This window comes from Bartonella sp. DB5-6, assembly GCF_000278115.1.
GTDB classification, from domain to species: domain Bacteria; phylum Pseudomonadota; class Alphaproteobacteria; order Rhizobiales; family Rhizobiaceae; genus Bartonella; species Bartonella refiksaydamii.
The window spans coordinates 127,409-146,626 of sequence record NZ_JH725114.1 but is presented as its reverse complement, the minus strand read 5'-3'; the positions used below and the strand labels follow the sequence as shown (position 1 = coordinate 146,626).

Here is a 19,218-nt window from a genome sequence, read left to right as displayed (position 1 = left end):
ATGTTAGCATAGATGATAAGGTGTGCAAGAGCCGCATTATAAGTAAAGTGGGGATTTGCGGATGTTTAATCAAAATAAAGTTAAGGATATTTTATCCATAAGCAGTTTGATAGAAAGCAAAAAGTTGAGTGTGATACGGCTGGATGCTTTTTCTACGCTTTATAATACGAATAACGGTAGCTTTAACAAAGCAAAGATTTTTTTATTTACACTTTTAAAAGAAGCAATAAATTTTTTCTGGAAGTGGTTGGTAGATTGCATAAACAAAGAAATTTCTTTTGGAATTCTTTTTTCATTGATTTTAATCTTTTTTTCCGTAGGCATCCTTTATTATTTTAGTGTGGAGAGAGAGCCAAGCTGGGGGCAAATTGGTGTGTTGGTTAGCATCTTTCTTGGAATACTGTATGTTTCACGTTTTTATAGGAAAGTATGGATTATCACGGGATTTTTGTTTTGTATTGTATTGGGTGCTTTGGCAGCAAAAATAGAAACGTGGCGTGTATCTACAATAATGTTGAGTGGAGAAGTTGTTACCACATTGACAGGAAGGATTGTTTCTATTGATTCAAGGCAAAATGGGGGCTTTCGTTTAGTTCTAGATGTTTTGAGTACAAAAAAGCCAATATTACACCATAGTCCTCGTCGAATTCGTTTGTTAGCAAGGTATTTACCCTATGGATTAGCAATTGGTGATGGCCTATATGGGAAAGTCAAGATCCGTGCGTTATCTGGGGCGGTACGCCCAGGAGGCTACGATTTTAGTTTTCATAATTATTTTAAAGGAATTGGTGCTCAGGGAGTTTATTTAGGAAAACCAATTAAAATATCAATTTTACAGTCGGATAAAATATTAAATATAGTCCGACAGAAAATTGAAAATTTACGGACAAATCTGACACAGAGAATCCGTACAGCGATTGATCGAGAAAAAGGTAGTGTTGCGGCTGCTCTTATAACCGGACAGCGGGGCGGTATTTCAAATGATACAAATGAAGCGTTGCGTACGGCTGGATTAGCACACATTTTATCAATATCAGGTTTGCATATGGCTTTGTTGAGTGGCATAGTTCTTGTGTGTATTCGCAGTTTTTTAGCACTCTTCCCAGTTTTTTCGTCCTATTATTCTGCTAAAAAATTCGCTGCTATTGCGGCATTAATGATGACAACTTTTTATTTGCTACTCTCTGGCGCCGCTGTGTCAGCACAGAGAAGCTTTGTGATGATTGCTGTTATGTTGATTGCTGTATTGTGTAATCGTTCTGCCGTAACAATACGTAATTTTGCTATTGCAGGTTTAATAACCCTTGCTTTTACGCCGCATGAAATATTAGGTCCCAGCTTTCAAATGTCTTTTTCTGCAACAGCAGCTTTGATTGCGTCTTTTGATTGGTGGAACGGGGGGGCACTTTTTCGTAAAAGAAAAACAACACCATCTTACGTTGGAGGTGGAATGATTCGTTTTGTGCTCTTAACGATACTTTCAACATGTGTATCGTCATTTGTGGCGGGTGCTGCTAGTGGAATTTATGCTGCTTATCATTTTTCTAATATTGCAACTTTTAGCATTATCAGTAATGCATTAGCTGTGCCAATAGTATCAATCCTCATTATACCTTTCGGATTAATAGCAGTCTTTGCAATGTTTTGGGGAGTTGAATGGTTACCGCTTCAAATTATGGGTTTTGGTGTTGGTCTTGTGATAAAAATTGCTCACGCTATAAAAGCAATTTCTCCTGATTTGAATCCTGGATTTATGCCGTTATCTGCGTTAGTTTTATTGAGTATAGGTTTGGTTGGGTTAATTTTTTTCAAAACATCCATCAGGTTCTTTTTTTGTCTTTTTATCTTGGCTGGTATTTATGTTTGTTGGTCGTATCCACCTATACAACTCATTATAGCAGATAATATGAAACTCGTGGGGGTTATTAATAAAAAGAAATTATATATTGATCGTTACCATATTTCTAAATTCACAACTTCCATATGGGAACAATCATTTCGTGTGAATGAGATGATAAAACCAACGAAATATGGTCCTTCGTTTTATGAGCAGTTTGTTTGTGATAACCATGTTTGTGCGTCCTTATTAGAAAATGGATTAAGAGTGGTCATCTTGCGTGGAAAAACAGATCAATGCATAGAGGCAGACATTATGGTTAATACATTGGCAATGAGTAATCAAACATGTAACAAGAAGACAAAAATAATATTTACTCCCCAACAATTGCTATCACGAGGGAGTGTTATGATGACCAAAAGTGGTAATGTCATTTGGTCTTCAAAGGGGTTTTATAGACCGTGGAATATATACAGGCAGCCTTCCACAAGGACTCTATAACTTATCGCGTTCTCGATCCTTCTTGATGCCAAGCAACAACAGAATAGGAAATGATCGGCACATTTTTCTGATTATGCTTTATTATATTTTTGTTATAGGGGTATCAATTTCGCTAGAGCTGCCTCAATTATTTGTAGTTTTTCAAAACAGACGGTTTATTGATATCTGAACAATATATAATCTTGTAGAAGCATTTTATGCATGCACCTCATTCATAGTGAAAGATAAACTAAAAATGCTTATTTGATACGAAAAATGTCAATGGATTTTATAAAGAGATAAAATTGTTAATTATTTTATTTTATTATTATCATATGTCTTTATAATCATTAACACTTCTTTAATCAAAAGGTAATGGGCAAATTTATGGCAGATTGAGGTCATAGATTCATATATTATCGATTTTTAATAGATATCGCTGATTGGTAAAAGGTAAAGTAATTCATGAATGTTCAGCAGTTAAAGAAAGTGGTGGCTGTTAAAGCACTTGAATTTGTTGAAGATGATATGCGGCTTGGTATCGGATCTGGTTCGACGGTAAATGAATTTATTCGCCTCTTAGGTGAGCGTGTTGCAGATGGTCTTCGTGTGATTGGTGTTGCTACCTCACGGTATTCTGAGCAACTCTGTCGTAAATTTGGGGTGCCTATCAGTACGTTAGAACAGATACCTGAACTAGACCTTGATATTGATGGGGCTGATGAAATTGGTCCAGGGTTGTCTCTCATTAAAGGGGGAGGGGGAGCACTGTTACATGAAAAAATTGTAGCATCGGCTTCTCGTGCAATGCTTATTATTGCTGATGAAACAAAGATGGTAAAAAGACTTGGTGCTTTTGCATTACCGATTGAAGTGAATCCGTTTGGTATGTATACTACACGCAGAGCTATCGAAAAAGTAGCCGCTGATTTAGGGCTTTCTGGAGAAGTTGTATTACGTATGAATGGAGAGACTCCTTTTGAAACAGATGGTGGTCATTTCATTTTTGATGCATCTTGGGGGCATATTTTACAGCCAAAACTATTATCGGATTCGCTTCTTGCTATTCCTGGTGTTGTGGAGCATGGTCTTTTTTTGGGATTGGCTTCGCGTGCAGTTATAGCAATGTCTAGTGGACAAATAAAAGTTTTAGAACCGTTTAATTTTAGAGAAGACAATTTGCATGAGGATATGCTAGCACAATAAAAAGGGTGTTGAAAGTTTTGGATAAAATTAAAGAATTTGGATTATAATTTAGTCATCAGGGTAATCATTAAATGAAAGCAATATTTTCTTTTCAGCGTTTTGTAGCGTATTGTGGTGCGGTTGCCATTTTGGTAATCAATGTTGGGATGGTTTATGCACAAGGCGTGAGTGATCAGCATTTAGATTCAGCAAGAAAGGCTATCAGTGCTATTCGTGCAACTGATCAGTTTGATAGTTTTTTACCGAGTGCGGCGCATGATCTCAAAAATGAATTGATCAACGACGATCCCAATTTGGCAACTTCTATTTCTGATATTGTTGATAAACAGGCACTTGCTTTAGCTAAGCGGCGCTCTGATTTAGAAAAAGAAATTGCTCATGTGTATGCAAAATATTTTACCCAAGAAGAACTTGATGCAATTACGGCATTTTATAGTTCTGATACTGGTAAAAAGTTTTTAGCTGAAGTTCCAAATATTGCGCGTGATGCTTATTCTACATTTGATATGTGGCGTTCTGCTCTTATGCAGGATCTTATAAAAAATGTGAAAAAGGAGATGTCTGAAACACTTCATTTAAACAACTCCGTTACGCCTATAAAATCGGGCTCTTCAAAAAATCAAAAATAGTTTGATTTATATTGTTCAAGTGTATGATTCTTTGAGTTTATTTTAAAAATCAGCGGTGCCCCCGCTGTTTTTAATAAAAGCAGATTTTTTCAGGATATTACTTTATTTATAATAAAAAATGCTGCTTGAAAAACAAAAAGGTTTTCATTTGATGATGAATGATCATAGCTTATTATTGCATACATATGAAGAAGGGATAGTTCGTGGGTTCTTTTGACTTTGATTTATTCGTTATTGGAAGCGGTTCTGGTGGAGTGCGTGCTGCACGCCTTGCTGGAGGACTTGGGAAGCGTGTCGCTATAGCAGAGGAGTATCGTATAGGGGGGACTTGTGTTATTCGCGGTTGTGTTCCGAAGAAATTGTATGTTTATGCCTCACAATATGCAAATGAGTTCCGTAAAAGCGTTGGTTTCGGTTGGAAATATGCTGAACCAGTTTTTAGTTGGGAAAATTTAGTTGCAGCTAAAAATAAAGAAATATCAAGATTAGAAGGGATTTATCGCCAAGGACTGCGAAATAATAATGTTCATATTTATGAAAGTCGCGCTATCTTTGTGGATGATCATACATTAGAGCTTTCTGTGACAGGTGAACGGGTAAGCGCGGAAAAAATCTTAATCGCGACGGGTGCAAAAATTGCATCAAGTACGGCAATAAAAGGCAGTGATTTGTGTCTTACTTCCAATGAAATTTTTGACCTTGAAAAACTCCCAAAATCAATAGTAATTGTTGGTGGCGGGTATATTGGTGTTGAATTTGCTAACATTTTTTATGAGTTAGGTGTGAAAACAACACTTCTTCATCGAGGTGATCTAATTCTTCGTAACTTTGATCATGATTTGCGACAACTGCTCAGTGATGCAATGGTTGAAAAAGGGATTTCCATTATCTACGGGGAGACAGTTTCCAAAGTGCAAGCTCTAGGAAATTGTTATAATGTTACTTTATCCAGTGGGCAAACGATCAGTGCTGATCAGGTAATGTTAGCCACGGGGCGCGTACCAAATACAATGGGTTTAGGACTCGAGCGAGCAGGTGTTAAAGTGAATGAGTTTGGTGCAGTTATTGTTGATGAAAGAATGACAACAAATGTTCCCCACATTTGGGCTGTAGGTGATGTAACAGGTCATATTCAATTAACACCTGTTGCGATTCATGATGCAATATGTTTCGTTAAGACTGCATTTGAGAATATATCCACGACACCTGATTATGATTTAATGCCGACGGCGGTTTTTTCACAACCTGAGATTGGAACGGTGGGTCTTTCAGAAGAAGATGCGCTACATCGTTATAAACGTCTCGAGATTTATCGTACAGTTTTTCGTTCTATGCGCAATGTTTTTTCTGAGAGCTCGGAAAAAATATTTATGAAGCTTATTGTTGATGGTGAAAGTCGTATTGTTGTGGGTGCCCATATTTTAGGTGAGAACGCTGGTGAGATGGCACAGCTCCTTGGCATATCTCTCAAGGGAAAGCTGACAAAAGATGTTTTTGATGAAACTATGGCAGTGCATCCAACTATGGCAGAAGAATTGGTAACGATGTATAAGCCAAGTTATATCTATGAAAATGGGAAGAAAATAGAAAATTGAACAGCACATGTTGTGGTAAGCGAACAAATTTTAATACGATAAGCTGTGATTTTTAGCTCTGGAGAGAGTGCAATGATAAAAGAATGGGCGCCTGACTCTTGGAGAACAAGACCAATTAAACAAGTTCCGATTTATCCGGATAAATCTGTATTAGCAGATGTTGAACGAAAGCTACGTAGCTATCCACCTTTGGTTTTTGCCGGTGAAGCACGTGATTTGCAAAATGAATTAGCAGCTGTTGCACAAGGTCAGGCTTTTTTATTACAAGGTGGAGATTGTGCAGAAAGCTTTGCAGAACATGAAGCTGATAATATTCGTGATTTTTTTCGTGTATTTTTGCAAATGGCGATTGTTTTAACTTTTGGCAGTTCTAAACCCGTTGTTAAAATCGGTCGCATCGCAGGTCAGTTTGCAAAGCCACGCTCTTCTGATACGGAAAGCAAAGGAGGAGTTGAGCTTTCTTCTTATCGGGGGGATATTATTAATGGTATTGAATTTAGCGTGGATTCTCGTATTCCTGATCCGCAACGAATGTCTATGGCTTATCGCCAGTCTGCAGCAACATTGAATCTTTTGCGTGCTTTTTCACAAGGGGGGTACGCCGATTTAGAAAATGTCCATACATGGATGTTGAGTTTTGTTTCTAATAGCCCGCAGGGCGAGCGATACGAGTTATTGGCAAAACGTATTTCGGAAGCGATTGATTTTATGCGTTCCATAGGGATTACGTCCAAAACAAATTTTTCATTACGTGAAACATCTTTTTATACCAGTCATGAAGCGCTTTTGCTTGGCTATGAAGAGGCTTTGACGCGGATTGATTCGACTTCTGGAGATTGGTATGCAACCTCTGGTCATATGCTATGGATTGGAGATCGTACACGTCAGATTGATCATGCGCACGTTGAATATTGTCGTGGTATTAAAAATCCACTTGGATTGAAGTGTGGTCCTTCCATTGAGCCCGATGAGCTTTTGAGGTTAATTGATATTCTAAACCCTGAAAATGACGCAGGACGATTGACGCTCATTACGCGTTTTGGTTATGATAAGGTTGAGAATTATCTTCCCAAATTGATTCAAGCAGTTGAGCGCGAGAAGCGTAAGGTTATATGGTCGTGTGATCCAATGCATGGCAATACGGTTACTGTAAATGGTTATAAGACGCGTCCCTTTGATTATGTGTTAAAAGAGGTAGAGAATTTTTTTTCAGTACATTATGGAGAGGGAACTTATCCAGGAGGTATTCATATTGAAATGACTGGTCGTGATGTAACAGAATGTACAGGTGGGGCACATGCTATTTCTGTAGAAGATTTGTCTAATCGTTATCATACCCAGTGTGACCCGCGATTAAATGCAGATCAAGCGTTAGAACTAGCTTTTCTTGTTGCAGAACTGCTTAAGAAAAATCGTGATACTGATTCAGTGGATTTTGCTGCAAATTGTTAGACAAAAAGTCCCATCATATTCCATTTAAAATGTTTATGGGAGAAGAGTTTTTTTGAAAAGAAATGTTTTCAATAATTAAAATAAAGTTGTGGTTGTCAAGCTGATGAAATGATATAAAGACTTATGAAACATGATTTTCGGGTAGCAGTTGCCCAATTAAATCCTATCGTTGGTGATATTGAAGGAAATTATTCTCTTGCCGTTATGGCGCATCAAATGGCTAAAGCAGAAGGTGCTGATCTTGTTTTATTCACGGAGCTTTTTATCAGTGCTTATCCGCCGGAAGATCTTGTTCTTAAACCTGCTTTTATAAAAACATGTGAAGATGCTGTTAAGAAATTAGCAAAGATAACAGTAGGGGGACCAGGAATTGTAATTGGTCTTCCTCTCAGGCGTAATGGTAATATTTATAATAGTGCCGTGATTCTCGATGAAGGACAGATAGTTGCTGAAAGCTTCAAGTTTGATTTACCTAATTATGCTGAATTTGACGAAAAACGACTATTTTCCCCAGGTCCATATCCTGAGCCAATTGTCTATCAGGGGATAAGATTAGGAATAGTGATTTGTGAAGATATTTGGAATGATTCTTCTTTGTGTGCAAAGCTTGGCAATAAAGGAGCAGAGATCATTCTCGTTCTTAATGGCTCTCCTTATTATCGTAATAAAGCACTAAAGCGTATAGAAGTTGTTCGTGTGCAAGCGCTTCAATCTGGTCTGCCGATTATTTATGCTAATCCCGTTGGGGGGCAGGATGAGCTTGTTTTTGATGGGGGATCTTTTGCACTAAATGGGCAAAGCAAAATGATGTTTCAAATGAAACATTTTGAAAGCCATATTGCTTTAAGTCATTGGCAGAGAAAAACGGCAGGATGGCAATGTATTTCTGGCCCAAATGAAAATCTTCTTAATGGATTAGCTGCTGATTACCAAGCTTGTGTTTTGGGGTTAGGAGATTACGTCAATAAAAATCGTTTTAAGGATGTTATTCTTGGTCTTTCAGGAGGAATTGATTCAGCTCTTTGTGCAGCAATGGCAGTGGATGCTCTTGGCGCTGAGAGGGTTCGCACCATAATGATGCCCTATCATTATACTTCACAAGAGTCATTGAAAGATGCTAAAGAGTGTGCACGTCTTTTAGGATGTCACTATGAAGTAATACCAATTGTGCAACCTGTTGAGGTTTTTTTGAAGACAATGGCACCTATTTTTTTAGGGTTTCCATCTGATGTGACAGAAGAAAATCTTCAAAGTCGTATACGTGGTACTATCTTGATGGCGCTTTCAAATAAATTTGGCTCAATGGTGGTAACAACAGGCAATAAGTCAGAAATGGCCGTTGGATATGCAACACTCTATGGTGATATGAATGGAGGGTTTAATCCTATTAAAGATATTTATAAAATGCAGGTTTATGCATTAGCGAAGTGGCGCAATAAAAATCACTTGCAAAATTTGTTGGGTCCAGAAGGGATTGTGATCCCATCCAATATTATAGAGAAAGCACCTTCTGCGGAGCTACGAGAAAATCAAAAAGATGAAGACTCTCTTCCACCTTATCCTGTCTTAGATGATATCTTGCAATCTCTTGTAGAAAATGACATGAGTATTTGTGATATTGTTAAACGTGGATATTTACGGGAAACAGTTGAAAAAATTGAACATCTTATTTATGTGGCCGAATACAAAAGACGACAATCTGCACCCGGCGTAAAAATCAGTTATAAAAACTTCGGGCGTGATCGTCGTTATCCCATTGTAAATCGGTTTCGTGATAAAATTTGAGCATTATTTTATGATAAAAGTCCGCTTTGCACCTTCTCCAACAGGTTATATTCACATTGGCAATACCCGTAGTGCATTGTTCAACTGGCTTTATGCGCAAGCGCATAATGGAGCGTTTATTTTGCGTTACGACGATACAGATGTTGAGCGCTCTAAACAGGAATATATTGATGCTATTGCAGTTGATCTTGAGTGGCTTGGTATTCAACCAGATGAGATTTATTATCAATCTAAACGGTTTAGTCGATATGATGAAGTTGCGGAAACTCTCAAACAACGTGGTCTTCTTTATCCCTGTTATGAGACTGCGGAAGAATTAGATCGGCGCCGTAAAATCCAACTTTCTCGCAAATTACCCCCTATTTATGATCGCGCTGCATTGAAATTAACACCAGAAGATAGAAAAGCATTTGAATTGCAAGGTCGTAAACCTCATTGGCGTTTTCTTCTCCCTAATTTTGAAAATAATCCTTTGCAAACAAGGCGAACAGAAATTTGCTGGAATGATGCGGTAAAAGGAAAACAGACGATTGATTTGTCCTCTCTTTCAGATCCTATTTTAATTCGTGAAGATGGAAGTTATCTTTATACATTGCCTTCTGTCGTTGATGATATAGATATGGCCATTACTCATATTATTCGTGGGGATGATCACATTACAAATACAGGCGCTCAGATTGCTCTTTTTAAAGCTCTCAGTGCAGAATTGCCAGTTTTTGGCCATATCAATTTATTGTCTACAGTTTTAGGAAAAGGGCTTTCAAAACGTAACAATGATCTTTCTATTCGCTCTCTACGAGAGGAAGGATTTGAATCTATTGCTGTTCAATGCTTTGCTGTTTTAATTGGGACATCACAAAATGTGCATCCGTATCCCAATCAAGCAGCGCTTTTAGAGCATTTTAATCTACAAGATACGTCAAAATCAGTTGCGAAATTTGATATTGCTGATCTTTTTGCTTTGAATAGTTATCTTGTGCATGAGTTAACCTATGCGGAAGTTAAAACGCGACTTAAAAATCTTTCTATTGATGGAGACAAAGCAGAGTGTTTTTGGAATGTGATAAGAGGCAATATTGACAAAGTAAATGATGCTGTTTTGTGGTGGAAAATGATTCATGATGAACAGCAGAACTTTGATAAAGTGACGCTTGAGGATCGTGCATTTGTGCGTAAGTCACTCAATTTCTTGCCTGAAGGTGCATTGAATGATGAAAGTTGGAAAGTTTGGACAACGGCATTAAAAGAGAAAACAGGTCGCAGCGGAAAAGCTCTGTTTATGCCATTACGTCAGGTGCTTACTGGAATGGACCATGGACCTGAAATGGGAAAACTTTTGCAACTCTTAGGACGTGAGAAAGTAATAGAAAGATTGACACTTCAAGGAGAATAAGTTTCTAGTTTAAGTGCGGGTTTTTATGAGCATAAATGCTGGGATATCATCGCCAAATCCAAGAGGAGAAAAATCCTTATTTTTTTGAGGATGATGTTGCTCAGACGGTTTTAATTTATTCTTTTCGGTTTGAACATAATCTACTTTATCATTTTTTAAAGATTTTTTGGTTGGAACAATACGTTCTTTGGGAGCAGTTTTCTTAGACGGTTTTGGAGATTTTTTCTTTAAAACGATGTCGTCTTCTTGATCATCGGCCGTTAAAGTAGAGAGATCTCCATTGAGCCATTCAATTTTTTCGTTGCTCATTTCCTCAATAGCATTGACATATTTCTGGTCATCTTTTGTGACGATTGTAAAAGCTTTTCCACTACGATTTGCACGTCCTGTACGACCAATTCGATGAATATAGTCTTCAGCATGTGTAGGAACATCATAGTTGAAAACATGGCTTACAGCTGGGATATCGAGTCCACGGGCAGCAACATCAGAAGCAACAAGAAGTGTGATTTTGTTATTTTTAAAATCGGCCAATGTATTTGTGCGTGAATATTGGTCCATATCCCCATGAAGGGCGCCTACACTAAAATGATGTCTGATGAGCGACCTAAAAAGTTCGGAGATATCCCTCTTTCGATTGCAAAAAATAATAGCATTTTTAAGGTCATTGCCTTCATTGTGGATAAGTTCTCGCAAAACAGCTCTTTTATCCCATGGCTTATTTCCAGATTTGACGAGTCGTTGTGTAATTGTGGTGGCTGTTGAGGATGCTTTTGTAACTTCAACAGATACAGGAGAATGTAAAAACTGCTTTGTTAGTTTGGTAATTTCTGGCGCCATTGTTGCCGAAAAAAACAAAGTTTGACGCGTAAAGGGGGTTAGTTTACAGATGCGTTCAATATCAGGAATAAATCCCATATCCAACATGCGATCAGCTTCATCAATAACAAGAATTTCAACACCCATCAGGAGCAATTTACCGCGTTCAAAATGATCAAGAAGACGTCCTGGTGTTGCTATAAGAACATCAGCTCCTCGTTCAAGTTTACGATCTTGCTGCTCAAAAGAAACACCGCCAATCAAAAGTGCAACATTTAGACGATGATTTATTCCGTATTTATCGAAATTTTCTTCAACTTGAGCTGCAAGTTCCCGTGTTGGTTCTAATATGAGAGTACGGGGCATTCGCGCTCTCGCGCGACCTTTTTCAAGTAGCGTGAGCATAGGCAAAACGAAAGAAGCTGTTTTTCCCGTTCCTGTTTGAGCAATTCCTAAAACGTCTTTTCTTTGAAGCACGTGGGGAATCGTCCCACTCTGAATAGGCGTTGGAACTGTATATCCCGCTGATTTTACCGCTTTAATTACCTTTGCGGAAAGACCTAAATCATCGAAACTATTTAAAGTTGGCATCATTTTTATCAATTGCTCTGCGATTTTAATTTCGCTATCCAAATTATTCGTGAGATTAAGTATTCTACACTATTTTAGAGGGTTAAGGTGCCTTCACAAAAAAGTCAACTATAACAGCCATATACGCATAAAAAGCATAACACAATAACTTAGTAGCGAAATTGTTCTGATAAAATACGCTCGTCCCACGAATGATTAGAGTCAAACAGGATTGAGGCTGTTACTTCTGTTGCTGTTGAAATAATAACTGAATGGACAGATTTAACCTCAATATTATCGGCTGCAGCATTTACAGGACGTTTGTCAAACTCGAGCATATCAAAGCGTACTGTTGCTGTATTGGGAAGCAATGCTCCATGCCAGCGCCGAGGGCGGAACGGACTAACGGGGGTAAGTGCCATCAGTGGAGCCATGAGAGGCAAAATAGGTCCTTGTGCTGACAAATTATAGGCCGTGGATCCTGCTGGTGTGGCAACAAGGATACCATCGCAACTTAATTGTTCCATGCGTACGTTGTTATCAATACTAATACGAATTTTAGCTGCTTGATAAGATTGGCGAAAGAGAGAAACTTCATTGATAGCGAGTGCTTCAATAGTTCCTTGACATTCAGCTTCTGCAATCATGCGCAGGGGATGAATTTCTTTTTTATGTGCGGTAGCAATACGGGTTGGTAATTTTTGTTCATAGAACTCATTCATAAGAAATCCTACAGAGCCTTGATTCATGCCGTAAATAGGCTTTCCGGTGTTCATAACATCTCGTACTGTTTGCAACATTGTTCCATCGCCACCGATTGCAACAATAACGTCAGCTTCTTCCAGAGAAGAATGACCATAAACGGAAATTAATTTATGAGTAGCTTTGATGGCTTCTTTAGTTTCAGCGGAAATGAAATGAAAGCGGCTTGGTAATGTGGTCATTAAGAATTATCCTGATATTTGAACTTATTTTCTAGTGTATTTTTGAGAAATTTTGAAGCTGTATATAAAAACCGTTTTTTAAGAATATACATGAAAAGTAATTTGTTTAAGTTATGTATCATAGCAAGATAGGACGAAAAGATTGTATCGTGATATAAACCATAAACGAGTATTTTTTAAAAATGATAATTCATCATTGAAGCTGAGGGTATGATCAGTTAAAAGATCACTGTTCAGTTTTAAGCACCCGTAGCTCAGCTGGATAGAGCGCTGCCCTCCGAAGGCAGAGGTCACAGATTCGAATTCTGTCGGGTGCACCAAATTTTTCAGTTTTGTCTCGTATTATTTTTATGCTAGGATTGCTTAGAAAAGACGCAGCCATTTTATTAAAATGGTTGTTGGGGTTGCCGGTTAAGTTATGTACAGAATAAGCAAATGATTTTAAAGAAATGAAATTTTTGTTATCTATGTAACCTTTTCTTTTAAGTACGTTGAATATTGAGATAAAGGGAAGCGATGCGCCATGGAAGGGTTTATTATGTAAAACCATTTTTCCTTTTTTGCTTCATCAATGGATTGAAATCTAAGAACTGCATTTCTGATTTCTTAATTTCTTTCTGTAAACAAAGTGAGAACGTTTTTTATTATCTGCTTAAGAAAATGTTCCATGGAAATTATTCACAAAGCAGTATCGATCTATGATTTTCATAAGTTAATGAAACGGTTGACAATAGAAACGGCGTGCTAAGCACTTCTCTTTAACAGTGCAAAACGCCCAAATCCTTTGTTGCTATTTATACCAGACGGCTTTGTTCACAAGGTGATCACACCCAAGAGCAATATAATTCTGTGTAACAGTATTACAGTTAATAAATAACTAGTTTTTATGTAAAAAGTTTGCCAAATGCTATTATGAAGGTATTTTATAAATACAGTTACAAATAGTTTTGAGAAGTGAATTTAAAAAATAACCGATTACTGTAAAACTATACAATAAGTAGTAAAAAAAATGTTGAAAAGCTATCAAAATTATAAATTCTATACTGTCTTAGAGTAATATTTAGTATAAAATATTATACATATATCATATCTTGCCATTTTGCTGCGGGATGTTGTTAATGCTCTCTCAAAAATTTTCTGCGTATTTAAGAACCAGATTTTGCTATAATGATTTTTTAGATACTGCTAAGTGAGAGAATCGTATCGTATTGCATGAGCTTTAAAATATCAAATCTTGGAGGATTAATTCGCAACGCCACGATATATTTCTCAAATTAACTATTGCCATATTTTATAACTACCATGATAAGATCACATATTTTGGGTGAAGCTTATCGTATTGATTTTAAATTATCTGCCCTAGTGCATTTCAATAACATTAAAACAGAAAAAAGCTACAAAAGCTTCAATATGTATTACAGGCGATTTTTATTATTTTAATCTCTTAATTTGAATAATATGTGATTTTGAATGGCTCTTACTGATTAAGCATTACTGCTTAACTGAATAACATATATTATATTAATATATGCATTTTTAATTTTTGAGTTTTTTAATATATTTAATTTTAACACTATTTATAGTATGTATAAATACATCAATTTTTGTATATTTATATTTTAACAATATAAATTTAATAGATTTTTTATTATTTTTAGGGAGTAATGATACAAAAAATACACAACAGATTCCTTAAATAATAAAAAACGGATTTCACTTCAAGATGGAAAAGGATGTGTAATCTTATTAAATTAACGCTAAAAAAGGTAAATGATCATTATAAATTAAAGAATAGGCAAAGTTTATTTATTTGTTCTATTTTAAACCTTCTAGAGAGCAGTCATACCTTTTTTGTTTTATAGAAGGGGCAATAATGCTAAGTATTACACTTTAAATAAACAAGAAAGAAAATTATGACTATTATAATAAAACCAGGTGAGGTAACGCTTGGTGAACTTGAAGCTATTTATTTCCATGGTAAAGTGAGCAAACTTCACAGTAACACACATTTAGCTATCAAAAAAGGAGCAGAGCGTATTGCTGAAATTGCTGCCGGAAGTGAGCCAGTTTATGGCATTAATACTGGTTTTGGCAAATTGGCTTCGATTAAAATTGCGGCAAACGATGTAGCTCTTTTACAAAGAAATCTTATTTTATCACATTGTTGTGGTGTGGGAGAACCTTTAGCAGAAAATATTGTGCGTTTGATGATGACCTTAAAGCTTCTTTCTTTAGGGCGAGGGGCTTCTGGTGTCCGTTTAGAGTTGGTACATTTGCTAGAAAATATGCTTGCAAAAGGTGTTATTCCTGTTATTCCTGAAAAGGGGTCTGTTGGTGCATCAGGTGATCTTGCACCGCTTGCTCACATGGCTGCTGTTATGATAGGAGAGGGAGAAGCATTCTTTCAAAACATTCGTATGGGTGGAGCAGCAGCTTTAGAGAAAGCAGGATTGTCCCCTATTATTTTAGAAGCAAAAGAAGGCCTAGCTCTTATCAATGGCACCCAAACATCAACAGCACTTGCCCTTGCGGGTCTTTTTCATAGTCATCGGGCTTTGTGTGGTGGACTTCTTGCAGGGGCATTGACAACAGATGCCATCATGGGGTCAACGGCACCGTTTCATCCTGATATCCATATTTTACGGGGGCATTATGGGCAGATTGCTGTATCACAAACATTAAAAAAGCTTTTAGAGGATTCAGGAATTCGGTCTGCACATTTATGTGATGATAATCGTGTACAAGATCCTTACTGTATACGTTGCCAACCACAGGTTATGGGAGCATGTTTTGATATTCTTATCGCAGCAGCAAAAACACTCATTATTGAAGCGAATGCAGTCACGGATAATCCGTTGATTTTAAGGAATGGAGAGGTTGTATCAGGTGGAAATTTTCATGCTGAACCTGTAGCATTTGCTGCTGATCAGATTGCACTTGCTTTATGTGAAATAGGCTCTCTTTCCCAAAGACGTATTGCTCTTATGGTTGATCCAGCAGTTTCTTATGGACTTCCAGCTTTTTTAGCGCAAAATGCGGGTCTTAATTCAGGTTTTATGATTGCTGAAGTAACTGCAGCTGCTTTAATGGCTGAAAATAAACAAATGGCACATCCTGCTTCAGTTGATTCAACACCAACTTCAGCAAATCAGGAAGATCACGTTTCAATGGCTTGTCATGGTGCTCGTCGATTATTAACAATGAGTGAAAACCTTTTTACTATTATTGGTATTGAAACGCTTATTGCAGCACAAGGAATCGAATACCGTGCGCCTTTAAAAACAAGCTCCTTTTTGCAGTCTGTTATGGAGCATCTGCGTAAAAATGTTGATACTCTTAAGGGAGATCGCTATATGGCTCCAGATCTTCATAAAGGATATGTTCTTGTGCGTGAAGGATACTTATTATCCGTTATATCGGAAACAATTTTTCCTCAATTGGGACCCAAGTAATATTTATTTTTGAGATCAATATGGAAGGAAAGACAGTTAATTATTTGATTTTCTCATATATAGTTTTGTGGCTCTAGATATACTTGAGTAATTAAATAAATATGTGCTTGTTTATTAGCCGGTACGTCTATATTGGGTATTTGTCCTCAATTTATTTCCCTAATATTATGCCTCATGGCGATTTGATTTATCAAAACAAGGTTATGCAAGCTAATATTTGAGAAACTGTTTTTTGAAGTGGTTTGGGCTGTCTTATTTAAGAATATCCTCTATAAAATCACAAGTTATAGATTGTGATCTCATATATATTTTATTACAATTTCGCCTTTATAAAGGATAAATTATGTGTTTTATATCCAGTAAAGATTAATAATCTTATTGTGTGCTTCTCTTTTTTTAAGGTGCTTTATGATGTTTTAGAGTTGCTTTTTATGTTTTGAAATCAAAACAGAGGGAGAAAAATGTTTAAAAATCACACATTATGTATTTTAATGACAACTGTTTTTTGTTTTTTACAAATTGTGGAGGTTAATGAGAATTTTTGGAGAGTCCGATCTCAAGAAGGCGTTCTCATTGCTATGGTTGTACAAGAGAAAGATATCTCTGTTCAGGAGACAAATATGATTGCCGTTGGCATTTTAGATAAAAGCGCTAGAGAAAAGAGTGAATCTACTACTATCAGAAAAGAATTTAAAAAGGCTGTCACTACTACAATGACCATTTTTTTAAGAAGCTTCGTGTTAAAAACGTTTAGATTTCTTAAGATATGGGTTGGAGAAATACTTTCTCAAGCCTATGGAGAGTGGCAAGTTTCACTGTATCACTGATTTTTAGCTATTTAAAAGTTGCTTCATCCACTGTTGTATACAACTTACGATTGTTATTGGCTAAAAATAATGGAGAGTTTGCTTAATGTCGCAGTAGAAAATTTAATGCACTCATCCCTGAATTTAGCTGTACGAGTTTTTAAGTTTCTTTTTCAGTAAACAGAAAAGAAAGTATGCGGATTGATATCGCATTATATCCTCTATTTTTTTGCAGAAAAGTAGAGGATATGAAAATGACTCAAATGATAATTATAAAAAATTTTATTACCACTTGATTTTGATAAAATGATACAAAATTGTAGTCCATAAAAATAGCTAAATAATTTGCAATAGAAATGTTTTTTATTGTCTAAGGTTGAGTGTTTAACGCGCCATTATGCAATGCCTTTTTTAAACAATATTTGGGAGAGAAACATGAGGCTTTATTTATTATAGAGTTGTCGTCGTGATATGGATTTTATCGACATTTCAATAAAGAAAGAAAAAAATGGTAACAAATGAACTGAAACGAGGTATGAGCAAGCGCCAAGTTATTTTTTTAGCTCTTGGCTCGGCTATTGGAACGGGTCTTTTTTATGGATCAGCACAAGCTATTAAACTTGCTGGTCCGAGTGTTTTAATTGCTTATTGTATTGCTGGTTTAGCTATTTTTATGGTTATGCGAGCTCTCGGTGAGATGATTATTCATAATCCACTGTCCGGTTCTTTTGCTCGTTATGCTGCAAATTACATATCACCATTAGCTGGTTTTTTAACGGGATGGACATATGTATTTGAGATGATTCTCGTTGGTTTAGCTGATATCACAGCTTTTGCGACTTATATGGGGTTTTGGTATCCTGATGTTGCACCTTGGATATGGGCACTCAGCATTACACTGATCATTACAGGGATTAATTTAGCAGCGGTAGAAGTGTATGGTGAACTGGAGTTCTGGCTATCTTTCATTAAAATTATTGCTATCATTGCTATGATTATTTTAGGGATAGCAATTATTTTATGTGGTTGGAATACAAGTACAAATTCTTCAGCGGTTCGTATTCAAAATTTGTGGGAAAATGGTGGTATTTTTCCCAATGGTTGGTTTGGTTTTTTGGCTTGTTTTAGCGTTGTTGTTTTTGCTTTTGGTGGTATAGAAATCATAGGGATGGCAGTGATGGAAGTACAAAATCCTCATCAAACCATCTCAAAGGCAATTAATTCTACTCCAGTTCGTATTTTACTATTTTATATCATGACGTTAGCCATTTTAATGTCACTTTATCCTTGGAATGAAATTGGCCTTATGGACAGCCCTTTTGTTTCAATTTTTGAAAATCTTGGGATTTCATCCGCAGCAAATATTCTAAACATTGTTGTTGTTACGGCGGCTATTTCAGCGATGAATAGTGGAATGTACGGTGCTTGTCGCATGATACATGGGTTATCGCAGGAAGGTTATGCTTTAAAAAAATTTCAGTATTTATCAAAAAACGGTATACCAATTTTTGTTATTTTACTGATATTTATCATATTTCTTCTTGGAGTTATCCTTAATTATTTTTACCATGAAGGGCTTTTTTTTCTCATTGCAGCAATGGCAACATTTGCAACGGTTTTTGTTTGGATAATGATTTTGCTTTCGCAAATTTTTATGCGAGTAAAAATGTCTAAAGAGGTACAGTGTAGTTTAAGATTTCCAATTCCATTTTGGCCCATAGGATCAATTCTTTCTATTTTATTTATGGTTTTTATTTTTATTTTGTTGTGGTTTTTTGATGATACACGGCCAGTTTTGATTGTAGGTGTTAGTTGGATTATTTTACTTGTTATTTGTTTCTATACGTTTAAACTTTATAATTTAAAAAAAAGCAAAGCGTATTAGGATACAAATAAGAGCTGATTTAAAAAAAATAGCTGATAATTTCAAGAGAAGAAACATTTGATAATTGCTCTAGCACATAGAGCAGAGATAGTAACAAATGCCTTGATCATGGGGGATGATGTCAATATCACCAGCCAAAATACCAGCAATTCCACGATAACCAATTCAGGGCGGATAAATGCTTCACAGCAATTGCATGTGCATGGTGGGGATATTCTCGGTCAAGGAGGGCATTTTGCTGCTGGTGGTGATGCTGTTATGGTTGCGGAGAACAACATCCGCTTGGATGCAGGGCGCACAAATGTTGAAGGTGTGGAAACCGTTTTAAACACCGATGCGCTTTCTACTGGTGGCAATGCAACTGT

Annotated in this window: 12 protein-coding genes, 1 tRNA gene and 1 pseudogene; 12 read left to right on the top strand and 2 right to left on the bottom strand. The window is 36.6% G+C overall.

Going from position 1 to position 19,218, the window contains the following annotated elements; translation table 11 throughout:
• The first annotated feature begins 61 nt into the window (after positions 1–61).
• From MCO_RS00600 to gltX, 7 genes are all read left to right on the top strand, one after another.
• On the top strand, positions 62–2,338 hold the full coding sequence (locus MCO_RS00600; RefSeq protein ID WP_007551948.1) for a ComEC/Rec2 family competence protein: 2,277 nt from the start codon (positions 62–64) through the stop codon (positions 2,336–2,338).
• A 444-nt stretch (positions 2,339–2,782) separates the two neighbouring features.
• Complete coding sequence (gene rpiA, locus MCO_RS00595; protein WP_007551946.1) at positions 2,783–3,523, top strand: ribose-5-phosphate isomerase RpiA; 741 nt, start codon at positions 2,783–2,785, stop codon at positions 3,521–3,523.
• A gap of 71 nt (positions 3,524–3,594) precedes the next feature.
• Positions 3,595–4,152, top strand: coding sequence for a DUF2059 domain-containing protein (locus MCO_RS00590; protein ID WP_007551945.1), 558 nt, complete (start codon positions 3,595–3,597; stop codon positions 4,150–4,152).
• Between the two features lie 203 nt (positions 4,153–4,355).
• Complete coding sequence (gor, locus tag MCO_RS00585) at positions 4,356–5,747, top strand: glutathione-disulfide reductase (protein ID WP_007551942.1); 1,392 nt, start codon at positions 4,356–4,358, stop codon at positions 5,745–5,747.
• Between the two features lie 72 nt (positions 5,748–5,819).
• Entirely contained in the window at positions 5,820–7,199 is a 1,380-nt protein-coding gene (locus tag MCO_RS00580; RefSeq protein WP_007551941.1) for a class II 3-deoxy-7-phosphoheptulonate synthase, read from the top strand.
• Between the two features lie 123 nt (positions 7,200–7,322).
• Positions 7,323–8,984: an NAD+ synthase gene (locus MCO_RS00575; RefSeq protein ID WP_007551940.1), complete on the top strand. Its 1,662-nt coding sequence runs from the start codon at positions 7,323–7,325 to the stop codon at positions 8,982–8,984.
• Positions 8,985–8,994: 10 nt separating this feature from the next.
• Complete coding sequence (gene gltX / locus MCO_RS00570) at positions 8,995–10,377, top strand: glutamate--tRNA ligase (protein ID WP_007551938.1); 1,383 nt, start codon at positions 8,995–8,997, stop codon at positions 10,375–10,377.
• A gap of 9 nt (positions 10,378–10,386) precedes the next feature.
• Here the strand turns inward: gltX and MCO_RS00565 are convergent, their stop codons facing one another.
• Both MCO_RS00565 and MCO_RS00560 read right to left on the bottom strand, forming a co-directional pair.
• The gene (locus MCO_RS00565) at positions 10,387–11,790 is read right to left on the bottom strand and encodes a DEAD/DEAH box helicase (protein ID WP_007551935.1); all 1,404 of its coding nucleotides are present in this window, start codon (positions 11,788–11,790) and stop codon (positions 10,387–10,389) included.
• A gap of 146 nt (positions 11,791–11,936) precedes the next feature.
• Complete coding sequence (locus MCO_RS00560; RefSeq protein WP_007551934.1) at positions 11,937–12,710, bottom strand: NAD kinase; 774 nt, start codon at positions 12,708–12,710, stop codon at positions 11,937–11,939.
• A 243-nt stretch (positions 12,711–12,953) separates the two neighbouring features.
• Between MCO_RS00560 and MCO_RS00555 the strand changes: the two genes are divergently transcribed.
• From MCO_RS00555 to MCO_RS10745, 5 genes and pseudogenes are all read left to right on the top strand, one after another.
• Positions 12,954–13,030: transfer RNA gene (locus tag MCO_RS00555), tRNA-Arg, on the top strand.
• Between the two features lie 1,593 nt (positions 13,031–14,623).
• A complete protein-coding gene (gene hutH, locus MCO_RS00550) occupies positions 14,624–16,162 on the top strand; it encodes a histidine ammonia-lyase (RefSeq protein WP_007551932.1) in 1,539 nt (512 codons plus the stop codon).
• Between the two features lie 461 nt (positions 16,163–16,623).
• Positions 16,624–16,989 carry a hypothetical protein gene (locus tag MCO_RS00545; protein WP_007551930.1) on the top strand — a complete coding sequence of 122 codons (366 nt, stop codon included), beginning with the start codon at positions 16,624–16,626 and terminating at the stop codon, positions 16,987–16,989.
• A gap of 487 nt (positions 16,990–17,476) precedes the next feature.
• On the top strand, positions 17,477–18,853 hold the full coding sequence (locus tag MCO_RS00540) for an amino acid permease (RefSeq protein WP_007551929.1): 1,377 nt from the start codon (positions 17,477–17,479) through the stop codon (positions 18,851–18,853).
• Between the two features lie 96 nt (positions 18,854–18,949).
• A pseudogene (locus MCO_RS10745) lies at positions 18,950–19,218 on the top strand (hypothetical protein); the annotation flags it as partial.